Raw genomic sequence first — 21,942 nt, 5'->3', positions numbered from 1 at the left:
TATAGTGCAAGTGGAAAATTATTCCTTCATCCCGAACAAATGGAACAAATGCACTTAGCCGATTGGCGGATTATTATTGCCCTTGGTGAAATCGTTTCTGCCTTATTGTTCTTGTTTCCAAAAACAAATAAGTTTGGAACTTTGCTATTGAGTTCTTACATGGGAGGCGCTATTATCATTCACATGACAGGTGGTATGAGCCTTGCGCTGCCCGTGGTTGTTCTTCTTTTTGTATGGGCAGGTTTTTATTTAAGAAATCCCGATTTTTTTAAGCTAAAATAAAAATGTCCCTCGAAGAAGAAATTAATGGAAGGTTTCGGAATGAATACCACAAGGGATTTATCAATTTGACCTATACGGTCAAATTGTTAAGTCATGAGTTTCATAAATCCCTTAAAGCACATGGACTTACCGAACCGCAGTACAACGTTTTAAGGATACTTCGTGGTTTCCGGATCCAGGCACCTCTTTCTATTGGTTTTATAAAACAGCGAATGCTTGACAAAGATTCGGATATAAGCCGAATTGTTAACAGACTTTTTGAAAAAGGATTGCTTAGCCGGAAGGAAAATTTGGACGACAGGCGGCAAAAATCTGTCGAAATTACAACAAAGGGCATGGAATTATTGGATAAGATGTTCAGTTGTGAACAGAAAGCAGATACTTTATTGAAAAATTTATCTATGGACGAAGTTCAACAATTGAACCATTTGTTAGATAAAATAAGAGAGAAGAAAGAATTGAGTTGCAGGAAACTTCCCAAAAGCCGGTAGCCGACAAAACCGCCAACAATTTTCACTTGCAGTCAACGCTATTTTTCTTACCTGCTTTTTACACTTCCAGGCTTACCAATTTGGCATCCACACCTTTTACCAGGTTGAGTTTCCGGGAAATTTCTTCATGCTTTTCTTTTTCACCGGTCAGTTCGAGGAAAATCAGGCCGCTGTCGGAACAATTTTCCAATACGCCATCGTGAATGCCCAAACGGGTTTTGATGTAACAACCCCAGCCGGTTAAAATTTTTTGCACTTTTTTGGCGGTTTCCTGGCGGTGCCTTACAAGAATGAGTAATGCCGTTCGTTTCATTTTTTTTTGATTTTTGGATTTTGTTTGAAATGTACAAAATTTCCGGATACAAAAAGTAAAATATCCCAATGAAAATGAGTAATTAAAGGGATGTAATTTTTTGCTTAAATTAATATTCAGGAACAATTTTTTCAGGTTAATTTTTTAGTATTTAATATTTTATTTCTATGTTTATTCATTGTTTTGAAGTTATGGAATTTGTTCATAATTCATTTAAATAATTCTAATTAAAATTTAAAAAGGAGATTATTATGGCAATTAAAAAAGTATGGATTGAAGAGGGCTGCATAGCCGATGGAATTTGTAACGATGTTTGTCCGGAAGTTTTCGATTTGAACGATGACGGCGAAGCTTTTGTGAAAGACGACGCTGATTTTGCTGCAAATGAAGACGACATAAAAGAAGCCGCTGAACAGTGCCCGGTTGAAATTATCAGGTTCGAAGAAGAGTAGTTTTAAAAACAACACATTAAGAAATTTTGCGCGTGAGTAGTATCACCGCACCACAAGGCCGGATTTTCCGGTCTTTTTTTTGAGCTGATTTAACCAGTTTATTGTAACTTGTGTGCAAAATTATTTGAATTATGAAGAAAATTGGACTGGCACTGGGAGGCGGTGCTGTTTTGGGAGCAGCACACGTGGGGGTGCTCAAATCACTGGCTGAAAATGACATAGAAATCAGCTACATTGCAGGAACCAGTATCGGCGCATTTGTCGCTTCTTTTTTTGCCTTCAAAAAAAGTTGGCAGGAAATTCAGGAGATTGCCTCGGAACTGAATTGGATGGATATTACAGGAATTACGCTTTCGAGGTACGGATTGCTATCCAACGAAAAGCTGGGGGAGCTTATAATCAATTATCTTGGCGATAAAAACATTGAAGATTCAGATATTCAGCTTGCGATGGTTACCACCGATGTAACTACAGGCGAAAAGGTAGTTTTAAAGGAAGGCCCTGTCGCCCGGGCGGCAATGGCCAGCACCTGCATTCCCGGGATTTTTAGCCCGGTTGAAATAGATGATAAATTGCTGGTTGACGGAGGAATCGTGGAAAATGTGCCCATTAATACGGTCAGTAAAATGGGAGCCGATTATGTAATTGGTGTCGATTTAAATGCCAAACATGCCTATGAGCGCCCTGGCAATATCCTGGATGTAATCCTGAACAGTTTTCATTATACCTTGATGACCGCCTCGAAATTACAAACCGAAGATGCTGATTTGCTGATAAAACCCGATCTTTCATCGTTTAACCGCACCAATACCGACCAGATTGAGGAATTAATGAAACAGGGATACAAAGACTCTGTTAAAACACTGAAAAAAGTTAAGGACGAGTTGAAAGCCTGAGTTTCATGCCCGGTTAATTTTTTATCCCGTCCAGAATTTTTTCATTGGTTGGCTTCACTTTGGGCTTAACCCTATCAATCAGTCACTTCTGAAAATTGCAATCTATTTTCGAATCCATTTTGCCGTTTTTGCTTTTTTGGGTAAGCCATTGATAAACCGGGTGAGTGTCGTCTCCCTTTACAGAAATTTTTGACATCATCTGGAAAGTTACCTTGTAATTAATTTTTATGTACAAAACTAAACCGTAATTTTATACCTGTCAATAATAAAAACTAAACCGGAAATCATGGAAAAGAAAAAGAGTGATTCAACTTTCCTAATTAAAAACACAGCTTTCTCCAATGAAAATTTAATCGACCGCAGAAGGTTTATAGGAGGTGTAACCTCGGCTGCAGTGGGGTTAACAGTTGTACCTGCACATGTGTTGGGAGGCAGTGGGCATGTGGCTCCCAGCGATAAAATTAATATCGCCTACATCGGTGCCGGTACACAGGGGTTACGCGAATTACCTGAGTTGCTCGGGATTCCGGAAGCGCAGGTGATTGCAGTATGCGATCCGCAAAAAGAAGCCATAGGGTATTACGACTGGAGCCCGAATGGTTTACGGAACGAAATTCGGAAAACAATTGATAATCCCGACTGGATGCCTGGTGGCGACAATACCATTCCGGGCGGACGGGATAACGGGAAAGAAATTGTTGATGCCTATTATGCGAAAAACCGGCCGGAAAGTAATTATAAATGTGCTGCTTATGCCGATTTCCGCGAAATGTTGGAGAGAGAAAAAGACATCGACGCGGTGAAAATAATGGCCACCGACCACTTACACGGTGTTATAGCTGCAGCTGCGCTGAAACGGGGCATTCATATCACCATGCACAAACCCATTTCGAACAGGTTGGAAGAGGGTTTCAAGATTATTGAAAGGGCAAAAAAATCAGATGTCATCACTCATTTTATTCCCTGGGAAAGCAACGGATCGATGGAGCAGGTACTGGCTTGGATTAACGGCGGTGTTATTGGCGAACTGAAGGAAGTGCATAACTGGTCGAACCGACCGGTGTGGCCACAATACGCCGAAATGCCCAAAGACAAACCGCCACTGCCTAAAGGATTCGACTGGGATTTATGGCTGGGGCCCGAAGCCAGCCGCCCTTACCATCCGCATTACACCAACATGGTTTTCAGGGGCTGGTACGATTTTGGCGGCGGTGCCATGGCCGACATGGGGCACTACAGTCTGTGGACTGTTTTCCGCGGGCTCGAGCTCGAAAATCCAACTATTATTGAACCCAACCTGAGCCATGTTTGCGGGACGCGGTCCAATGCAACGGCCTATAAAATTCAGAATGATTACTCGTTTCCGTTTGCCAGTTCAGTAAGATTCAAATATCCGGCAAAAGGAAATCGTCCGGCAGTCGATTTAATCTGGCACGACGGGGGAATGCGACCACCTGTTCCGGAAGAATTTTATGCTGAAGGCAAAGAATTTCCGGACGAAGGAATGATGTTCGTTGGCACGAATGGGAAAATTCTTTCCTCTCAATTTACACTCAGCGAACCGTATGTTTTGTCAGGAGATATGAACCTGGCGCGTGAACTGAAGAAAAATATTACTTATGAACGGAAGTCAGGAATAAAACTGTTTGTGGAAGGAGTTCGCAATAATGAGCCACTTGAGGGCAGTTTTGATTATGCCTGGCCAATTACCGGGGCTGTAAACCTGTATGCTGCCGCGTTGCGTTCAGGAAAAACACTGAGATACGATGTGTCGGAACGAAAAATTACCAATGTGCCCGACGCAAACCAATACCTGAAAAGGGACTACCGGGAAGGCTGGAGCCTGGAAGAGATTTAGGCCCCATCCTGACCTTCCCCAAAAGGGAAAGGAAAAGATGATTTACCGGTGTGGTAGCATAATAAATAGAACAGGAAATATTTATAAAACCAATGAAATGAGAAACACAAGAAGAAATTTTATCAAACAAACCAGCGCTATTGTTGGTGGTGCTGCGTTGTTGGGAAATTTGCCATTACACGCACTGTCAGCAGCAAAATCGACACCCGATGAATTTGGTTTTCAGGTGTGGACAATCCGCCAGCAGCTTTTCGAAGATTTTTCGGGAACGCTGGAAAAGATGGCGGGAATGGGCTACAAACAGGTGGAAATGTGTTCACCTCTTGGCTACACTGGCAGTGGCTTTGAAGTTTTTAATGACATGTCGGGAAAAGAGATGCGGCGAGTGATTGAAGACAGCGGATTGAAATGTGTCAGCTCGCATTACACGATGGGTGAGTTACGCGACCACCTCGATAACCGGATTGAATGGGCGAAAGATTTGGGAATGGATCAAATGATTTGTTCCAGTTTTTGGCTGCCGGAAGATGCATCGGTGGATGATTACCGCCAGGCTGCCGACGAACTGAACCTGATTGGTGAAAAAACCAAAAAAGCCGGTATTCAGATGGGGTTTCACAATCATCACATGGAGTTTGAAAAGCGTGGCGATGTTTTGATTTACGATGCCCTGCTCGATCAACTCGACCCGGAACTGGTAAAAATGCAGTTTCAGGTAGCTGTGGTGGATATTGGCTATCATGCTGCCGATTATTTCCGAAACCATCCGGGAAGATTTATTTCTGCACATTTAGCCGATTATTCAAAAGAACAGGAAAAGCAGGTTCCTGTTGGCCAGGGAATAGTTGATTGGCAGGTCTTTTTTGAGGCGGCAAAAGTTGGAGGTGTAAAAAACTTTTTTGTTGAAATGGCACCCGAAACCTTTGCGCCGAGTGCTGAATATTTAATGAGTATTTGATACTGCCACCATTCACCCGGTGACTCGGAGTCACCGGGTGAATAAATTGCGCGATTCGCCACTTTGTAACTATTTGGTGGAAAGCGCTCCAGCTATTTCCTATCGAATATCTTTCTCAATAAAACCTGACCGGTCCGGCGGCTTAGGTGTATCCACTTTTTTAGTTGGATTTTCTTCCAGTTCTTTTAGCAGCACTTCCACCGCTTTTTCAAGCGAGGGATCGTTGCCTTTGGCCAGTTCTTCAGGGCGGTCCATTACTTCAATATCCGGATACACGCCAATCCCTTCAATTATCCATTCGCCGTTTTCGTCAAATACCCCAAATTGCGGGACCGAAATGCTGCCGCCGTCAACCAGCGATGCATTGCCCGAAATTCCAACCAGTCCGCCCCATGTGCGCGTACCAATGAGCTGGCCCAGCCCTTTCTTTTTAAAGTAGTAGGGGAAAGCATCGCCACCTGATGATGAATAGCCGTTGATGAGCATCACCTTCGGTCCGTCGTGGGCAACACCGGGTGTCTGCATTGGGTTCAGCCCGTTTCGCTGCCAGTAGCTTAGCGTTTTGCGGTCGAGCAAGTCGGCCATTACATCAGGGATGAAACCGCCTCCGTTGTATCGATCGTCGATTATGAGCGCTTCTTTATTGTGGTAAGCGTACATTCCCTTGAAAAGCTCGCGGTTGCCTTCGTACGAAGTATTTGGAACGTGAATGTAACCAATCCGTCCGTTTGAAAGTTTGTCAACCATTTGACGACGTTCATTCACCCAATCGAGGTACAAGAGTTCCAGTTCGCTTTTTACCGGTTTTATGAGTGAAGTGCGGGCATTGCTGCCATCCGGATTTTCAGAGACCGTAATCTCCATCAGCTCTTCGGCACTGTTTTCCAGGAAGCGATAAGGATTTTCACCGGCTTTAATTTCCTGTCCGTTCAGGCTGATGAGGTAATCGCCCTCGTTTACATCCACTCCAACTTCAGTAAGCGGTGAACGGCGGCTGTCGTTCCAGTTTTCGCCCGGGTAAATTTCGGCAATGCGGAACCTGCCGGCATTCGAATCCGGTTCAAGGCGCGTGCCCAGCAATCCGCCTTCCACACGTTCAGGATTTTCAAAATCACCCCAGTTCACATAAGCATGGCCGGTGTTCGATTCGGAGACCATTTCGCTCAAAATATAGTCAAGATCGGCGCGATGGCCAACATAGGGCAACAGTTTGTTGTAATTGGTTTTTATTTCATCCCAGTCAACACCATGCAGGTTTTCCACGTAGAAATAGTCACGGAAAATGCGCCAGCCATCGTTATAAATTTGTTCCCATTCTTTTACCGGGTCAATTTTCATATCCATTTTTTCCAGGTTCAGCTTGCCGTCGCCGGGCTTGCTTCCGGGCTTAATGGCAGTAATGCCAAAATCGCTGCCCGAGCGGTACAGCATCATCTCCCCGTTGGCTGACACCAGAGCCTGGCGTACTTTATCCATGATTTCAGTGCTTTCTTCTTTCTCGATGTCGTATTTCTGCAATTTGCCGCCTGCAATGTACAGCAGGCCACCCTTTACTGCAGTGAGGTTACGGTAATTGTCGGTACCCATCGGTAATGTCATTACGCGTTCGGTTATTCCTTCAAAATCAATTTCTACCTGAGCAGCCTCTTCTTCGTTTCCGTTTTCATCCGAATTATTTTCTTTTTCCTGATCCTCAGTTTTTACAGGTTCAGTATCGTTTTTGTCTTTCAGCAGTTTTGGGCCGTCGGCTTGCAACGCCATTGCGTAAATCCGGGTGGCATCATTATAAATGTAATTGAATTCGAAACTCGAGAAATCGAGGTTGAAATCGCGGTTCGATAAAAAGAAAATATATTCACCTCCTGCTGAAAAAACCGGTGAATAATCGTTAAACATATCGCCGCTAAGTTGGTGGTTTTCTTTTTTCTGGATGTTGTGTACCCAAACGCCTGACTGGCCGTTGTCCGATTCTTTTGAATACACCACCCAACGTGAATCGGGAGAAAAGGAGTAATCCCTGATTTCGCTGGTGGCTCCTTTGGTGATGATAACTTCATTTTTTGCCTCTACATCAAAAAGTTTCAGGTTCAGGGTTCGGTCGGAATAAAGCAGGTATTTGCTGTCGGGCGACCACTCGCTGTCGTATTTCCAGGCCTGCGAACCGGAAGAAATCTGCATTGGTTCTGCATCCTTACTGTTTTCGAGCAGGTAAATTTCGTATTCGCCGGTGGCATCAGAGTAATAGGCAATGTATTTCCCGTCGGGCGACCAGTTGGGATAAATTTCGCGCACACCCTGCGTTTTTGTCAGGTTTTGGGTTATCCCGTTTTCTGCCGGAACCGAAAAAATATCGCCGCGGGCATCGAACAAAGCCCGTTTCCCGGTAGGGGAGATGGCGTAACTGTGAATATTGTCTTTCACATTTTTGAAATAGGGCAGCCGGTTGGGGTTATCGTAATTGATATTCACCGTAATTTTTTCGGTTTCGCCGGTTTCCAGGTTTGTTTTATGGAGGAATCCGCCATTTTCAAAAACCATCTGGCCGTTTTGACCGGAAGGCCACATTACGTCGTAGGTTGAAAAATCAGTGATTTGCCGGGTTTCTTTGGTTTCGGTGTTGTAGCTGTAAATGTTCAGTTTCAGGTCGCGGTCCGATGCAAAAAAGATGTTTTGGCCATCCCAAACCGGCCACTGGTCGGAACCGGCAAAATCAGTCATTTGTTCCGATGTATTATTTTCGAGATCGTAAATCCAGAGTTCTGTTGCGCGTCCGCCCTTGTACCGTTTCCAGGTTCTGAACTCCCTGTCAACCGGTGTGAAGCAGAGCTTTTTGGCATCGGGAGAAAAAACGGCGAAACCACCGTTAACGATTGGCAGCGGTTTTTCCATACCACCGTCGATACTTACCGTGAAATATTTTCCGTTTCGTTCGCCAAATTCTGTCCGGTTGGAGCGGAACAGGATGTGCTTGCTGTCGGGTGTCCAGTCGAGCACCACATTGTCGAAACCACCACGCGGGGGCATCACACCCACCGAATTGTACCAGGTCAGCTGCCGGGGTGTTCCACCTTCCGATGGCATCACAAAAACCTGCCGGTTGCCGGCATACTCGCCCGAAAAGGCAATCCATTTTCCGTCGGGTGAAATTTTGGGGAACAGTTCCATTCCTTCGTGCGACGTGAGCTGGCGGGCATCGCCTCCGTTTGCATTTACAGTCCAGATATCGCCTGCATACACAAATGCAACCAAATCGTTGTTAATGTCGGGAAAGCGCAGTAACCCGGAGTCATTTGCCGCGCGGGCACTAAACGTTAAGCCTGCAATAAGCAGCAGGGAAACAGTGAGTTGTTTTATTCTTTGCATAGAAAATTATTTTTAACTGTGATAAAATTTTTTGGATTTTCGAAGATACAAATTCACAGGAAACAGCGAAATGATTTTTTATCAACTGTCAAGCTGCTATTTTAAGCTGATTGGGCAAAACGAAATGCCAATAGTTTTATCCGTCAAGCGGGCCATAGTCGCTGGACGGACTGTTATCCCATCACCACTTTTACGTTACAGGAACTTTTCTTTTGAACCGGAATTTTATTTCCATCCATTTTTTCACCATCCACCCACAACTCTTTTATTCCTTTTGAAACATGAAATGGGTTCATCACTTTAATATTGAAAGAAGTTCCCCTGAATTTCCGCTGAACGGTGAATCCGTCCCAGTTTTTGGGAATGCAGGGATTAATACCCGGTCCGTTGTAACCGGGCTGAACACCGAGGATATGTTGCGAAACGGCAAAAAAGTTCCATGCCGCTGTTCCGGTGAGCCATGAGTTTTTGGCTTCGCCCGGTTTCCAGGCATCTTTGCCGGCAATCATCTGGGCATATATATAAGGCTCAGTCCGGTGCAAATCGCTGATTTCTTCCAGGTAAGCAGGGCAGATTTTTTTGTAGTATTCAAATGCCTGTTCACCATTCCCGGCAGCGGTTTCCCCAATCATTATCCAGGGATTGTTGTGGCAGAAAATGCCCGCGTTTTCTTTGTAACCTTCAGGGTAGCTCGTTATTTCTCCTTTGCTGAGGTCGTATTCAGAATAGGGTGGATTGTGCAGCACGATGCCGTATTTGCTGTCGAGGTGTTTTTTAACGGAATCGAGCGCTATTTGCGGCCAGTTTTTTTCTTTGCCGATTTCGGACATGGTGCAGAATCCGTTCGATTCGATGAAAATTTTTCCTTCTTCGCATTCCTGGCTGCCCACTTTGTTTCCGAAAAAGTCGTAAGCCCGCAAAAACCAGTCGCGGTCGGTATCGAAACCGTCAATTTTTTCATTTACAAATAAGTATAAATATACACAAAAGCAGCTCATATTGTAGTTCAAACAAAAAGAAAAGTGAATTATTTGGTAATTCCCGGCCAGTCGTCGGTTCGGAACGGATTGGCAGGTAATCCTTCTTTGTTGTACAGATTCGCATCGTCGGGATTATCGGCCCATCCGTAGCGCACGGCTGCAGGGTTTGGCACTTCATCAGAATAAACAACCACGGTGTTATCGTTTCTCAGTTCGGCTTTCGCCCAGTGGAATTTTTTGTCGGGGCCTGCAATTGAAAAACCTTTGATGTAGCCGTATTTGTCTTTGATTTTCAGGCCCGAACCAATTTCCGAAAAAGTAACAAATGCTTTTCCGTTTTTGAATTCAACCGATTTATACATGGGCCCTGAATTTACCACATCCCTGTTGTAAGCAATTTTAAAGGCATCGAGTGCCAGACGTTTGCCCACGTCCTGCTTGTTTTTCGGGTGAATATCGTTGGCTTCACCGATATCAATAGCCAGTGCCATGCCAGTGTTGGGTAAACTGAGTGTCATCGATTGGGCTTCGCGCAGTTCTGCCCATGCACTTTCAGAGGGTTGTTCCTGTGGTTGCATGTAATTGGCAAGTGAGACATAGAGAAATGGAAAATCACCCAATTGCCAGTGATCGCGCCAGTCGTTTATCAATGCCGGAAAGATGCGCCGGTACTGTTTGGCCCGGCCGGCATTCGATTCGCCCTGGTACCAGATGGCACCTTTTATTCCGTAAGGTAGAAGCGGGTTTATCATGGCGTTGAACAGAAGCGTAGGGTAGGAGTTGGGGCCTACATTCACTGTACCGACTTCAGCTTTCGATATGCGGAATTTCCAATCGCCCGAAATATCCATTTTTTCGTTTCCGATGGCCAGAAACTGGTTTTCAGGATCGCCCCAAATGCCGCCGTTGCCACCTGTGTCGTGCACGCGTACCACAATCATATTGTCGCCCGGCTTCAGGTATTTTTTATCGATGGAATAAATGCGTTCCCCGTCGTACATATTTTCGGTTTTGCCAATTTCAATACCGTTGAAAAAGGTAATGTCGGAATCGTCGATTTTACCGAGGTGAAGTGTCAGGTTGGATTTGGTTTGTTCTTCGTTGAGCGTAATTTCTTTGCGGTACCAGCCAATTCCGTCAATATCGATGTATCCCTGGTTTTCCCAGTACATGGGGGTTTTTATGCTTCTCCAGTTGTCGTCGTTGTAATCCAGGGCCGACCAAACCGGTTTGCCGTCAACGATGCCTTTGTCTTCGGTAGGCACTTCGCCTCCCAGGATTTCCCTTATTTGCTCAAGTTTTGCCTGACGGTACTGCTCCAAGTCCATTTGCTGCAATTCAACCAGCTGAGCTTTAAAATCAGGATCTTGGTTAATGGTATTTCCGCTTATCCAGGTTTCGGCCACAGTGCCTCCCCACGATGAGTGAATTAAGCCGACAGGAACTTTCAGCTCGTCGTGCAAATCACGTCCGAAAAAATAGGCCACAGCCGAAAAAGCGCCGACAGTTTCGGGTGAGCATTCCACCCATTCGCCACCGCTAATGTCATTCTTTGGAAATTGTGCTACAGCTTTTGGGACAGTAAAAAGCCGGATGGATGGATAGCTGGCTGCTGCAATCTCCTCTTCGGCGTTGTTGCTTTGGTCAACGCGCATTTCCATGTTCGACTGCCCGGAAGCAATCCAAACTTCACCCACCATCACATTTGTAAATTCAACGGTATTTTTGCCGTTTATTGTCAGGGTAAATGGCCCTCCGTATTTCTGAACCGGAAGTTTCACCATCCAGTTTCCTTCCTTATCGGCACGTGTCCTTACCGTTTCGTTGTTAAATGTTACGCGGATACGTTCATTTTTATCGGCCCAACCCCAGACTGGGATTTCAATTCCCTGCTGCAAAACCATGTTGGAACTGAATATTTTAGGTAACGTCACATCTGCTTTTGAGGTAAAACTGAATAGTATTCCGAGGGTTAAAAAAAGGATTCCAAAACGCAATATTTTCATTTTTTTGATTTTTAAATTTTGATTAAAGCTATTAAAATAATTTTATCTAACGATTGCAACACATCGTCAATTGTGGTTATTTTTCCGACTTTCATTCTATCAATATTCAGGCATTTAAAGGCACGTTAATCATTGTGTTTTGTTCATCATGGTTAAAATCTGATGGTAAAACGGGTTCCTGCACCGGGAGAACTTGCAATTTCAACCTTTGCATTGTTTTTATCCAGGAAATCTTTTGTTAACATCAAACCTATTCCGGCACTGTCTTCACCATTGGTTCCTGTTTTACAAATGTAATTATTCTTTGCCCAAAACAGAATGAAACTGGCAGGAAAATAAACCAGCAGCACAATACCGCAAGCGACAAGTCCGCTCATCCAGTAACGGCTGGCAGTTACAAAGCTGAATGGCGAAGTGTCGGGCACCCTCGGTGGCATGTGGAAATATAAAAAAACTTCGTTTCGGTCGGCCATGGCAAACCAGTAGTAAAATAGTGCAAGGATTATCAGGCAGGCGGGAAGTGTATATACAGCTACTTTTAACAGGTTCGGTTTAGATTTTGCCGGTTTTTCGTTATTCATTTCACCTTCAGGCTTTTATAAAGAACGTATGTTTGTCTGGTTTATTTGAGGAAAATTTTGAAAACAAAAACGGGAAAAGCATGTGACTTTCCCGTTTCAATTTTGCAAAAACTGTTCTTATGCGTTATAAGTAGAAGATGCAGTATCACCACCGCGGCCGGTCCAGTTGGTGTGGAAGAACTCGCCGCGTGGTTTGTCCACTCTTTCGTAGGTGTGTGCGCCAAAATAGTCGCGCTGAGCCTGCAGAAGATTGGCAGGCAGGCGTTCGGTACGGAACCCGTCGAAATAGGTGAGGGCAGCGGTGAGTGCAGGCACCGGCATTCCGTTGGTAAGCGCGGTGGCACAAACTCTGCGCCAGCCTTCCTGGGCTGATTCCACTTTTTCTTTGAAGAACGGATCGAGCAGCAGGTTGGGCAGTTCGGGATTTTTCTCGAAAGCCTTTTTTATATCTTTCAGAAAGATGGAACGGATAATACATCCACCGCGCCACATGAGGGCAATACCGCCGTAGTTCAAATTCCAGTTGTATTCCTGTGCTGCCTCCATCATCAGGTTGTAGCCCTGTGCATACGAAATAATTTTTGCCCCGTAAAGCGCCATTTTCAGGTCATCGAGGAATTGTTTTTTATCGCCGTCAAATTTCGGCTGCGGGCCGTTAATAACTTTCGAGGCTTCAACGCGTAAATCTTTTTGTGCTGAAAGACAACGAGCAAAAACTGACTCTCCAATTAACGTAAGCGGAATTCCAAGGTCCAGCGCCGAAATTCCAGTCCATTTTCCGGTACCTTTTTGTCCGGCAGTGTCGAGGATCATTTCCACGGTTTCTTCGCCGTTTTCGTCTTTATAGCCCAGAATATCGCGGGTGATTTCAATCAGGTAGCTGTCCAGTTCTTCTTCGTTCCACTTTTTAAATACCTCGTGCATTTCCTGGTTGCTCATGCCCAGCAGGTTTTTCATCAGGTGGTAAGCCTCGGTAATAATCTGCATGTCGCCATATTCGATGCCGTTGTGTACCATTTTTACAAAATGGCCGGCGCCGTTTTCACCCACCCAGTCGCAGCAAGGCTGGCCGTCTTCCACTTTTGCGGCAATGCTCTGGAAAATTTCTTTCACGTGCGGCCATGCATCCGGCGAGCCACCCGGCATCATCGAGGGGCCTTTCAGTGCACCTTCTTCGCCGCCGGAAACACCGGTTCCGATGTACAGAAAACCTTTGCTTTCCACATATTTTGTGCGGCGAATGGTATCAGGAAAATGCGAGTTTCCGCCATCGATAATAATATCACCCTCTTCGAGATGCGGCATCACTTTTTCGATGAAATCGTCAACCGGCTGGCCGGCTTTCACCAGCAGCATCACTTTGCGCGGGCGTTCGAGCGACGCAACCAGTTCCTCGACGGAATGCGCCCCAATGAAGTTTTTCCCGGCTCCCCGGCCTTCAACAAATTTGTCCACTTTTTCTACTGTCCGGTTATAAACCGCTACGGTATAACCTTTACTTTCCATGTTCAACACCAGGTTTTCGCCCATTACGGCCAACCCGATTAATCCAATGTCAGCTAATTTTTTCATATTATTCATTTTAATTATAATTTTTGAATTGCAAACTGTCATTCCTGCGAAAGCAGGAATCTTATCTATATCTGAAGCCATATCCCGCCATTCTGGATTCACCTTATTTATTAACTCATTTTTCCATTCCCGTTTCCACTTTTTTAGTCTTTTTTCTCGTTTGATTGCATCGTTTATATATCTGAAATGTTCAATATATATCAGTTTATCAGCATTGTATTTTGTTGCAAATCCTTTTGTATCTCTGTTTTTATGTTCTTCCAGCCGTCTTTTTAAATTATTGGTTACTCCAATGTAAAGGACTTTTTCCCATTTATTTGTTAGGATGTAAACATAAAAATCAAAATTTTTCATCGTGCTGATATTATGAGTTTTCCGCTTGCGCGGGAATGACAGCTATTCCAATATATTGAATCTTAATTTTTGTAAAATTTCCAACGTTTTCCTTTCCACATTTTTCGCCTCAATTGTATGTGCTGCAAACTCTCTTCGTACCGGATAATCACCCCGAAGTTGCTCAAAATGATGAGGCGTATCTTTTAACGCTTCGTCATCATTTTCAATTTGGTATGTAGATAAAATTGCTTCTGCCAATATTGAATAATCACGACGTTGTTCACCATCGATTTTTATGAGTGGATTTTTTGGTTCCTCTACATTTTCAGGTTTCCAGTTATCTATTCCCAAATTAAAAAAACGGCTGACGGCCTGCACGCTCATTTTGGTGCCGTTGGCTTTTCCATCTTTTGAATAACCTGCAATATGCGGTGTTCCGTATTCGGAAATGTTGAGCAGTTCCAGATCGATGTCAGGTTCGTTTTCCCAGCAATCGAGTATAAATCCTGAAATATCACCAGCTTCATAAGCATTGTATAGCGCTTCGGAGTCAAAAACTTCGCCCCGGCAGGAATTGATGAGCAACGGCTTTTTTTTCAGATTCTGAAGAAATGGTTCATCAGCCATGTGGAAAGTAGCGTCTTTTCCGGTCATATTAAGTGGCACATGAAACGTAATAATATCCGCTTCTTCCTGGATTCTTTTAAGAGACACAAAATTTTCCGGATCTTCCACTCTTTCGCGTGGCGGGTCGTTCAGAAGAACTGTCATTCCAACGGTTTCGCAAAGCTGTGCTACTTTATTCCCGACGTGACCAACTCCGACAATTCCGATGGTTTTATCTGCCAGGTCGGTACGTTTTTTCATCGACCAGGAAAAGAGGGCAGATGCAATGTACTGGTTCACACTTTCTGCGTTGCAGCCGGGGGCATTGGTCCATTCAATCCCGGCCTGTTTGCAGTATTCGGTGTCGATATGATCGTAACCAATTGTTGCAGTTGCAATAAATTTTACTTTGGAGCCTTCGAGCAGTTCCCGGTTGCATTTGGTCCGGGTGCGGGTAATCAGTGCATCGGTATCTTTTACCACTTCCGGTGTAATTTGGTTACCGGGCAAATAAACAACTTCGGCAAACGGTTCGAATGCTCCGCGGATGTATGGTATTTTATTGTCGATTACTATTTTCATCTCATTATAATCTTAATTTAAAAGGTATTCGATGGAACTCGCCTATATAATGATTCCTTTGTGTGAGAAATATTATCATGGCTCGTTTCATGTTATATTATTTTGAACCACATAAGGCACATTAGGTCACAATAGTTAAATTTTGAAAAAGATATTTTTTCTTAAAATTATCAAATTTTAGGTAGTTCCCTGAATTTTTCTGTTACAAAGGTTCTTTGGCCTTCTCTCCAAATATTTGTACAATTAAAGTTTTCCAGAAGTCCAGGACCAAGTTCCTTATGAACCTCTATTGCAAACCCGGTTATTTTATAGGTTAACTCATTTATGTATTTCTGTGTAATCATTTTAAAAATATAAACTAATGTGTCTAATGTGGTTTGTAATTCTCATAATATCCTTTTACCATTTCATCCATTACTTTTGCAGTGCGGGCAGCTGATTCGCCGGTACTTACGCATTTTCCTTCGCCACGCAATTCGTTTATTATCTGTTGAACGAGGTTTTGCGAAATGTGTTCAGGATTATTGAATCCCATTTCTGTTATTCCTTCCGGCCTGATAACCTGTACATTTCCGTGGGTGAAACAGGGAATGATGATTTTTCCTTTATCGCCAATGATTTCAATTTCATCTTTTTCGGCCGATTCATCCGTAACAAAACACCAGTTTCCGCTGCCGGTAACTCCCGATTCGTGTTCCCATGTTCCAACTACAGTGTCCTCTGCCGGGTACAAACCAGCCCTGTTTGTTGCCAATCCTGTAACATTTTTTATTGGGCCGAAAACAAAATCGAGGTAATCCAGTTCGTGGGAACCCAAATCGAAAAAGTAGCCGCCACCGCTAATTTCAGGAATTACGTGCCAGTCGGTTAGTGGCTGGTTGCGATCCGTTTCGCGCGGAGCTTTATGCAGAGTAACATGCACTGTGAGCGGCTTCCCGATTGCACCTGTTTCTACCAGCTCTTTTATTTTTAAAAAAGCGGGCAGGCTGCGCCGGTAATAGGCCACCCACAGGGGCATTTCGGTTTCTTCGGAAACTTTCAGCATTTCTTTGCATTCGGCATAATTCCGTGCCATGGGTTTCTCCACGTAAACAGGCTTGCCGGCGCGCATTGCTTCGATGGCATAATGCGCGTGCGACCCGGGTGGGGTAGCCACATAAACGGCATCCACCTCCATGTCGTTAATAAGTTCTGATACGTCAGAATACCATTTTGGAACGTTGTGACGACGGGCGTAATCAGCCGCTTTTTCTGCGTTTCGACGCATTACTGCCACCAATTCAGAATGTTCTGATTTATAAAATGCCGGCCCGCTTTTTTTTTCGGTTACGGCACCAACGCCGATTATTCCCCAGCGTACATTAGCCCCCTCTCGCTTCCCCAAGGGGGAGAATTTGGGCTTTCTATCTGAGTTGAACTTATTCATATCTCATTTTATTTTGAATCATACTAATAAAAGAAATCAGGCTCCTTTAACTCCTCTCCGCCAATTGGCGGAAGGTTGGGAGGGGCTTTTAGTACTCAAACCTGTCTTTATAAGCCCACAAACCGATAGCCGGATTTGAAATGTAGAATATTTCTTCTCCGTCGGGCATGGTGTTGAATCCGTCTTTCAATTTTTCCGGGTTGTATTTTTCTGTCATTTCTTCAATATCGGCATATTTATAGCCGGCATTTTCAATTTCCTTCCGGGTAAGGTTTTCCGGTCGGTTGCCCGGGCAATAGGTAATACTGAAGCGACCTTCGGATGAACCATGAATAAGATGTGCTGCGGCTCCCAGGTTTGCCCGCAGATCCTCGTTTTCTTCTACCATTTTCATTGTATGTGGAGTTCCGAAATAACCGTATTTGCGAATGAGCCGATCGATTTCTTTGTCTTCGCCAAATTCCACTAACGCAGGTGCCAGTACAATAAGTTCACCGTCGTCAGCCAGTGCCATGCGGGTGCGGTAAATACTTTTGTTACCCAGCCAGGTGCTTTTAAACTCTGAGGGATCGAGCCAGGTGATTACTTTTTTCAGCGGTTTTTCAACCATTTCAAAATTTGCCTCCAGCGACAGTTTCGCAGCCTTGTCGAACACACTGTAATCGTCTCCGATAAACAATCCGTAGGTTTGCAGTTTCCCTTTTTCATTCAGCCCTACAACCGTTTGAACGTAAACAATGGGCAGGTGCGAAGCAAAATGTTCCGATGCATAATTGAAAATCTTCCGCACCGGTGTATCGGCCCGTCCCATCATTTTTTCCATACCATAAGCAGCACCAATAAAGTGACTTTTATTGATTCCTTCCGAGCCACCTGTTCCCACAAAAATATTCTTGTTGTAGTTGGCCATTCCTGCTACTTCGTGAGGCACTACCTGCCCGATGGAAAGAATGAGGTCAAATCCGCCTTCTTCCAAAAGTTTGTTTACCTGGACAGGCCAGGAGTAATCAACAGCGCCGCCTGAAACTTCTTTTACATATTCCGAAGGAACGGTCCCCAGCGTAATCACATCGTTGCGCCAGTCGTGTACCCTGAAAAGATTTTTGGGTGTGTCTCCAAACATGTGGCTGATTTGAACCTTTGTCATGGGGGAGTGGGTACCCAGCGCCGGAAGAATATCGGTGAGTTTATCGCCGTAGTAATTCCATGCAAACTCTGTAAGTTCGCCGGCCCTCGAAGGCAGCCGGGTATAATCCGGCGGCACAGCCAGCACCTTTTTCTTTTCACCCATTTTTTCGAGCGCTTCAAATAAACCCTTTTTCAGATCGTTTGCTTTGAGAATTGTTTCTGTCGATCCGTTTTCGTAGTAAATCATTATCTCAGTTTTAAGGGCTAAAGCCCGGTTTTTTTGTTTTGTCACTGTCCCCCGGCTGAAGCCGGGGGCTAAAAATTCATAAAGAGTTTGCGATTTTATACCGCTTTTCTCTCCCCCATCGGGGGAGTTGGAGGGGGCCTCTATCTTTTCACTCTTGCGTTTCCCGACCAAATGCTCCAAACCATATCTTCATCGGCAGGTTGCGCATAATCGGTAAGAAATGTGGTGGCCATGGCACCGGTTGCCCAGCCAAACTGCGGCCATTTTTCAGGTTCCCAGCCTTTTAAAATGCCGTACAGCAAACCACCAACAAATCCGTCGCCACCGCCAATGCGGTCGAGTACGTTTATACGGCGCGGTTCAATTACCTGCCAGTTATCGTCACCCTCGAGCATAATGGCACCCCACATGTGTTCATTTACACTCACCACTTCGCGCAGGGTGGTAGCAAATACCGAAGCATTTGGGAAAGTTTCTTTCACCCTTTTGATGAGGCCTTTAAATCCTTCGATTTTAGCACCGATTCCTTCACCTCCCGCGGGTGGTCCTTCAATACCAAAACAGAGCTGGAAATCTTCTTCGTTGCCGATTAAGATGTCCGAAACTTTGGCGATTTCAGTGAAGTTTTTGCGCAATTCTGCTTCCCTGTCTTTCCAGAAGGATGCCCGGAAGTTCAGGTCGAATGAAATGCGGGTGCCGTGTTTTTTTGCAACCCGTGCAATTTCGAGACAGAATTTGCTGGTTTCTTCAGAAAGTGCAGCAATAAGCCCCGACATGTGCACAACCTGTACGCCTTCTTCTCCAAAAATTCGCTCCAGATCAAAGTCTTTTGAATTCAGCGTTCGGCCCACTTCACCGGCGCGATCGTTAAAAACACGCGGTCCGCGGGTGCCAAATCCGCTGTCGGCAATATTTATCTGGTGCCGGAAACCCCACGGAGAACCTTGTTCAACCTCCGGGCCTTCGTAATCCATGTGGCGTGCTTTCAGGTTACTTTGTATAAACTTTGCAATGGGGCTGTCCTTTACAAAAGTTGTGAGCACTTTCACGGGCAGGCCCAGATACGATGAAATACTGGCCACATTTGTTTCGGCGCTGGTTGCATACAGCGTAAATTTATCGCTCGCATGAACCGGTTGTCCGTTGTCGGGTATAATTCGTGTCCCCATACTCGTAGGGACCAACATAGCATATTTGCAGTTTTTTTTCAATTCAATACTCATAATAATTGTTTTTTGTATTCAAATTTTTCCCGATAACGTAAACGGAAAATGTATTAAGTAAAGCCAGCACTCATGTACCGGCTAAAAGTTCTATACTCCCCTTGTGGGGTGTGGTTTAATGCTCGTCAGTTCTTCAATTTTTACCGGGCGTTTTTCGTCGATGGATTTGCGTGCTGCCACACCAATGAGGCACGACATGGCACCGTCGCGGGTGCCGGCCGAATGTTTGTAAGGATCGGGCATGTCCGGGTCGCGGAATATTTTATCCTGCAACCGCTGGTCGCCGCCACCATGCCCTCCGCGTGAAGCTTCCACTTTTATCATTTCATAATATTCAGTTTAAAGTTCTATATGGTACAATTTTTTAAACTCCTCCAAAAGCATTGTATCCGCCATCAACCGGAATAACGATACCGGTAATAAAGTTTGATATATCGGATAGTAAGAACAAGGTTGCTCCCTGTAAATCTTCGGGTTCTCCAAATTTCCCCATTGGGGTGTTGTCCACAATTTTTTGTCCACGGGGTGAAAAATTGCCGGTTTTTTCATCCATCACCAAAAAGCGGTTCTGGTTGGTAATGAAAAAGCCGGGAGCAATGGCATTTACCCTGATTCCGACCTTGGCAAGGTGCACTGCCAGCCACTCCGTAAAATTATTAACGGAAGCTTTGGCCGCTGAATAAGCCGGAATTTTTGTGAGTGGCCGGTAGGAGTTCATGGACGAAATATTGAGCACTACTCCTTTTTTATGTGAAAGCATGTCTTTGGTGAAAACCATTGTTGGGAGCAGTGTGCCTTTGAAATTCAGATCAAACACTTTATCGAAGCCTTCCATTTCCAACCCGTAAAAAGTATCTTCCAGGTTGCCAATGTCTTCCTCTTTCATTTGTTCCACTTTTGTGGTGGCCTGCGGGCTGTTTCCTCCTGCGCCGTTTATCAGGATGTCAATGTCGCCCAACCGGGCATTGATAATGGTTTTAGCCTGCTCAAGTGATTCTTTGTCTAAAACATTGGCGGCAACTCCAATAACCTGTGCGTTTGATTCAGCAGCAATTTCTGCTGCAACTTTATCGGCAATTTCTTTGTTGATATCGGCAATGGCTATTTTCATTCCGGTCGATGCCAAGGCCCTGACCATAGTGCTTCCGAGCACACCGGCACCACCGGTTATAACACAAACTTTTCCCCGAAGGTCTTCAAATGATATTGGTTCTAACATACTTTTTTATTTAAATTCTTTGTAATAATCAACATTTTCTTTGGTTACGATATCGATGGAGGTATAGTTTTCGTTGGGCACCACTCTTTTCTGAACCACATGCCTGAACAGTTTATTGATGGCGCTGTATCCCTGTTCTTCGGGGCGCTGGCAAATAAGAAACTGAACAATGTCTTTTTTCAGGAAGGCAATGTTTTCTTTCAGCAAGTCGTGCCCAATGACTCTCAGCCTGTTTTCAGGTTTGTATTTTTCGATTAAGCGCCCCACATTGAAAACTTTGGAGTTGGTTACAAAAATACCTTTGATGTTTTTGTCATCAATCATTTTTACTACAGGTTCCATCCATTTTTCATCTAAAGTATCGGGCACTTCAATGGTGAAAAGTTGGTGATTGTCGTAGCTGTTTTTTGAGTACCAGTCGTAAAAACCTTTTTCGCGCTGTACCAAATGGTTTTGGTTATCCATTTCTTTGGCAAAATGAATGATGAGGATATTTCCTGAGGGGAGCATCAAATCGAGTAGTTTACCCGAAACCAAACCACTTTGGTAAGAATTCTGGCCGATGTAGCCAAGCTGATCGGCATTCTTAATTTCTGAATCGATGAAAACAAAAGGAATGTTTTGTTTTTTCAGTTCTCCGATAAATTGAAGGGATTCTTTTTTGAAAAACGGAGCTAAAATGACTCCGTCGGGTTTCAATTCCAGTATTTTTTCAGCAGTTTTTACAAAACTTTGCGGGTTGTTTTGCTGAAAAGTAAATCTTACCAGCTCCACACTGTATTGCTGAAGTTCTGAAATACGTTTTTTTACGCCAATTACAGGTTTGTTCCAATACCCGTCAGAAGAAGGGGGCTGCGGAAACAGGGTGGCAAAAACGGCTGATTTTTTCGAAGCCAGAGTGCTGGCCAGAATATTGGGTTGATAGTTCAGCTCCTTTATTATTTTCAGTATTTTCTTTTTGGTTGATTCAGCTACTTCACCACGGTTGTGAAGAACCCTGTCAACTGTTCCTATCGACACTTTTGCTTTTTCAGCAATGTCTTTAATCCGTATTTGTTTATTGTTTTTTATAATTATTTAATTTTCAGGACGTTAATAAAAATATTATTGCATGGTTGTTACAAAATTAATAAAAATTTTTTGTTTTCGTGTTCGTACACGGAAAACATTCAATATGCTATACAACAATTTATGCGGCTTTGGGCGGGTGATTAAATTTTCAATCCTGAAAAAGCAGAGGTATTTTACAATGCGTCGGGTTTTGTTTCGAGTAGCTGCGGATTTTTAACGATGTGTTTTATAAACCTGAAAAGCCTGCCGCCATGCGAGCCGTCAACTACGCGGTGGTCGAGCGTGGCTGATAATGTAAACACTTTGCGTGGAAGTATTTCATCGTTAATAACCACGGGTTTTTCAATTCTGA

22 protein-coding genes are annotated in these 21,942 nt (G+C 44.2%); 6 read left to right on the top strand and 16 right to left on the bottom strand.

The window, feature by feature from the left end:
* On the top strand, positions 1–282 hold a 282-nt coding region (locus tag ACTCNA_RS08940; RefSeq protein ID WP_462947563.1), incomplete at its 5' end, for a DoxX family protein.
* A 2-nt stretch (positions 283–284) separates the two neighbouring features.
* Positions 285–773 (top strand): MarR family winged helix-turn-helix transcriptional regulator, encoded by a 489-nt coding sequence (locus ACTCNA_RS08935; RefSeq protein ID WP_462947562.1) that lies wholly within the window; start codon positions 285–287, stop codon positions 771–773.
* 58 nt (positions 774–831) lie between these two features.
* On the opposite strand, the gene ACTCNA_RS08930 is transcribed toward ACTCNA_RS08935, so the two are convergent.
* On the bottom strand, positions 832–1,086 hold the full coding sequence (locus tag ACTCNA_RS08930) for a CPF_0552 family protein (RefSeq protein WP_462947561.1): 255 nt from the start codon (positions 1,084–1,086) through the stop codon (positions 832–834).
* A 251-nt stretch (positions 1,087–1,337) separates the two neighbouring features.
* On the opposite strand from ACTCNA_RS08930, the gene ACTCNA_RS08925 reads away from it, so the two are divergent.
* A complete protein-coding gene (locus ACTCNA_RS08925) occupies positions 1,338–1,538 on the top strand; it encodes a ferredoxin (protein WP_462947560.1) in 201 nt (66 codons plus the stop codon).
* 131 nt (positions 1,539–1,669) lie between these two features.
* Positions 1,670–2,434 (top strand): patatin-like phospholipase family protein, encoded by a 765-nt coding sequence (locus tag ACTCNA_RS08920; RefSeq protein ID WP_462947559.1) that lies wholly within the window; start codon positions 1,670–1,672, stop codon positions 2,432–2,434.
* 82 nt (positions 2,435–2,516) lie between these two features.
* On the opposite strand, the gene ACTCNA_RS08915 is transcribed toward ACTCNA_RS08920, so the two are convergent.
* Positions 2,517–2,669 carry a hypothetical protein gene (locus ACTCNA_RS08915; protein WP_462947558.1) on the bottom strand — a complete coding sequence of 51 codons (153 nt, stop codon included), beginning with the start codon at positions 2,667–2,669 and terminating at the stop codon, positions 2,517–2,519.
* Positions 2,670–2,720: 51 nt separating this feature from the next.
* Between ACTCNA_RS08915 and ACTCNA_RS08910 the strand changes: the two genes are divergently transcribed.
* Both ACTCNA_RS08910 and ACTCNA_RS08905 read left to right on the top strand, forming a co-directional pair.
* Positions 2,721–4,292 (top strand): Gfo/Idh/MocA family protein, encoded by a 1,572-nt coding sequence (locus ACTCNA_RS08910; RefSeq protein WP_462947557.1) that lies wholly within the window; start codon positions 2,721–2,723, stop codon positions 4,290–4,292.
* 97 nt (positions 4,293–4,389) lie between these two features.
* Positions 4,390–5,250 carry a sugar phosphate isomerase/epimerase family protein gene (locus ACTCNA_RS08905; RefSeq protein ID WP_462947556.1) on the top strand — a complete coding sequence of 287 codons (861 nt, stop codon included), beginning with the start codon at positions 4,390–4,392 and terminating at the stop codon, positions 5,248–5,250.
* Between the two features lie 99 nt (positions 5,251–5,349).
* Here ACTCNA_RS08905 and ACTCNA_RS08900 read toward each other — a convergent pair whose 3' ends face one another.
* The 14 genes from ACTCNA_RS08900 to ACTCNA_RS08835 form a co-directional block, all read right to left on the bottom strand.
* Positions 5,350–8,613, bottom strand: coding sequence for a S41 family peptidase (locus tag ACTCNA_RS08900; protein WP_462947555.1), 3,264 nt, complete (start codon positions 8,611–8,613; stop codon positions 5,350–5,352).
* A gap of 173 nt (positions 8,614–8,786) precedes the next feature.
* Complete coding sequence (locus ACTCNA_RS08895) at positions 8,787–9,611, bottom strand: GH36-type glycosyl hydrolase domain-containing protein (protein ID WP_462947554.1); 825 nt, start codon at positions 9,609–9,611, stop codon at positions 8,787–8,789.
* 29 nt (positions 9,612–9,640) lie between these two features.
* The gene (locus ACTCNA_RS08890; RefSeq protein WP_462947553.1) at positions 9,641–11,599 is read right to left on the bottom strand and encodes a sialate O-acetylesterase; all 1,959 of its coding nucleotides are present in this window, start codon (positions 11,597–11,599) and stop codon (positions 9,641–9,643) included.
* Positions 11,600–11,751: 152 nt separating this feature from the next.
* Entirely contained in the window at positions 11,752–12,180 is a 429-nt protein-coding gene (locus ACTCNA_RS08885) for an ATP-binding protein (protein ID WP_462947552.1), read from the bottom strand.
* Between the two features lie 117 nt (positions 12,181–12,297).
* On the bottom strand, positions 12,298–14,106 hold the full coding sequence (gene gnd, locus ACTCNA_RS08880) for a decarboxylating NADP(+)-dependent phosphogluconate dehydrogenase (RefSeq protein WP_462947551.1): 1,809 nt from the start codon (positions 14,104–14,106) through the stop codon (positions 12,298–12,300).
* A gap of 42 nt (positions 14,107–14,148) precedes the next feature.
* On the bottom strand, positions 14,149–15,276 hold the full coding sequence (gene pdxB / locus ACTCNA_RS08875) for a 4-phosphoerythronate dehydrogenase PdxB (protein WP_462947550.1): 1,128 nt from the start codon (positions 15,274–15,276) through the stop codon (positions 14,149–14,151).
* Positions 15,277–15,446: 170 nt separating this feature from the next.
* Entirely contained in the window at positions 15,447–15,620 is a 174-nt protein-coding gene (locus ACTCNA_RS08870; protein WP_462947549.1) for a GxxExxY protein, read from the bottom strand.
* 23 nt (positions 15,621–15,643) lie between these two features.
* Entirely contained in the window at positions 15,644–16,702 is a 1,059-nt protein-coding gene (locus ACTCNA_RS08865; protein ID WP_462947548.1) for a Gfo/Idh/MocA family protein, read from the bottom strand.
* A gap of 88 nt (positions 16,703–16,790) precedes the next feature.
* Positions 16,791–18,077: a nickel-dependent putative hexonate epimerase gene (locus tag ACTCNA_RS08860; RefSeq protein WP_462947547.1), complete on the bottom strand. Its 1,287-nt coding sequence runs from the start codon at positions 18,075–18,077 to the stop codon at positions 16,791–16,793.
* A gap of 140 nt (positions 18,078–18,217) precedes the next feature.
* Positions 18,218–19,300 carry a PfkB family carbohydrate kinase gene (locus ACTCNA_RS08855; RefSeq protein WP_462947546.1) on the bottom strand — a complete coding sequence of 361 codons (1,083 nt, stop codon included), beginning with the start codon at positions 19,298–19,300 and terminating at the stop codon, positions 18,218–18,220.
* A gap of 90 nt (positions 19,301–19,390) precedes the next feature.
* Positions 19,391–19,624 carry a hypothetical protein gene (locus tag ACTCNA_RS08850; RefSeq protein ID WP_462947545.1) on the bottom strand — a complete coding sequence of 78 codons (234 nt, stop codon included), beginning with the start codon at positions 19,622–19,624 and terminating at the stop codon, positions 19,391–19,393.
* A gap of 40 nt (positions 19,625–19,664) precedes the next feature.
* Complete coding sequence (locus ACTCNA_RS08845) at positions 19,665–20,519, bottom strand: SDR family oxidoreductase (RefSeq protein WP_462947544.1); 855 nt, start codon at positions 20,517–20,519, stop codon at positions 19,665–19,667.
* Positions 20,520–20,525: 6 nt separating this feature from the next.
* The gene (locus ACTCNA_RS08840) at positions 20,526–21,557 is read right to left on the bottom strand and encodes a LacI family DNA-binding transcriptional regulator (RefSeq protein ID WP_462947565.1); all 1,032 of its coding nucleotides are present in this window, start codon (positions 21,555–21,557) and stop codon (positions 20,526–20,528) included.
* 206 nt (positions 21,558–21,763) lie between these two features.
* Entirely contained in the window at positions 21,764–21,925 is a 162-nt protein-coding gene (locus ACTCNA_RS08835) for a 2-oxo acid dehydrogenase subunit E2 (protein ID WP_462947543.1), read from the bottom strand.
* Positions 21,926–21,942 lie beyond the last annotated feature (17 nt).

This window comes from Tangfeifania sp. (assembly GCF_055108615.1).
This window is presented reverse-complemented; position numbering and strand designations above follow the sequence as displayed.

What these genes read in the sequence shown, in the direction of transcription:
- ACTCNA_RS08900 (WP_462947555.1), bottom strand. Translation starts at nt 8,613, where the DNA reads ATGCAAAGAATAAAACAACTCACTGTTTCCCTGCTGCTTATTGCAGGC.
- ACTCNA_RS08930 (WP_462947561.1), bottom strand. Translation starts at nt 1,086, where the DNA reads ATGAAACGAACGGCATTACTCATTCTTGTAAGGCACCGCCAGGAAACC.
- ACTCNA_RS08845 (WP_462947544.1), bottom strand. Translation starts at nt 20,519, where the DNA reads ATGTTAGAACCAATATCATTTGAAGACCTTCGGGGAAAAGTTTGTGTT.
- gnd (WP_462947551.1), bottom strand. Translation starts at nt 14,106, where the DNA reads ATGAAAAATTTTGATTTTTATGTTTACATCCTAACAAATAAATGGGAA.
- ACTCNA_RS08910 (WP_462947557.1), top strand. Translation starts at nt 2,721, where the DNA reads ATGGAAAAGAAAAAGAGTGATTCAACTTTCCTAATTAAAAACACAGCT.
- ACTCNA_RS08885 (WP_462947552.1), bottom strand. Translation starts at nt 12,180, where the DNA reads ATGAATAACGAAAAACCGGCAAAATCTAAACCGAACCTGTTAAAAGTA.
- ACTCNA_RS08890 (WP_462947553.1), bottom strand. Translation starts at nt 11,599, where the DNA reads ATGAAAATATTGCGTTTTGGAATCCTTTTTTTAACCCTCGGAATACTA.
- ACTCNA_RS08850 (WP_462947545.1), bottom strand. Translation starts at nt 19,624, where the DNA reads ATGATAAAAGTGGAAGCTTCACGCGGAGGGCATGGTGGCGGCGACCAG.
- ACTCNA_RS08905 (WP_462947556.1), top strand. Translation starts at nt 4,390, where the DNA reads ATGAGAAACACAAGAAGAAATTTTATCAAACAAACCAGCGCTATTGTT.
- ACTCNA_RS08855 (WP_462947546.1), bottom strand. Translation starts at nt 19,300, where the DNA reads ATGAGTATTGAATTGAAAAAAAACTGCAAATATGCTATGTTGGTCCCT.
- ACTCNA_RS08925 (WP_462947560.1), top strand. Translation starts at nt 1,338, where the DNA reads ATGGCAATTAAAAAAGTATGGATTGAAGAGGGCTGCATAGCCGATGGA.
- ACTCNA_RS08935 (WP_462947562.1), top strand. Translation starts at nt 285, where the DNA reads ATGTCCCTCGAAGAAGAAATTAATGGAAGGTTTCGGAATGAATACCAC.
- ACTCNA_RS08895 (WP_462947554.1), bottom strand. Translation starts at nt 9,611, where the DNA reads ATGAGCTGCTTTTGTGTATATTTATACTTATTTGTAAATGAAAAAATT.
- ACTCNA_RS08870 (WP_462947549.1), bottom strand. Translation starts at nt 15,620, where the DNA reads ATGATTACACAGAAATACATAAATGAGTTAACCTATAAAATAACCGGG.
- ACTCNA_RS08865 (WP_462947548.1), bottom strand. Translation starts at nt 16,702, where the DNA reads ATGAATAAGTTCAACTCAGATAGAAAGCCCAAATTCTCCCCCTTGGGG.
- ACTCNA_RS08920 (WP_462947559.1), top strand. Translation starts at nt 1,670, where the DNA reads ATGAAGAAAATTGGACTGGCACTGGGAGGCGGTGCTGTTTTGGGAGCA.
- pdxB (WP_462947550.1), bottom strand. Translation starts at nt 15,276, where the DNA reads ATGAAAATAGTAATCGACAATAAAATACCATACATCCGCGGAGCATTC.
- ACTCNA_RS08860 (WP_462947547.1), bottom strand. Translation starts at nt 18,077, where the DNA reads ATGATTTACTACGAAAACGGATCGACAGAAACAATTCTCAAAGCAAAC.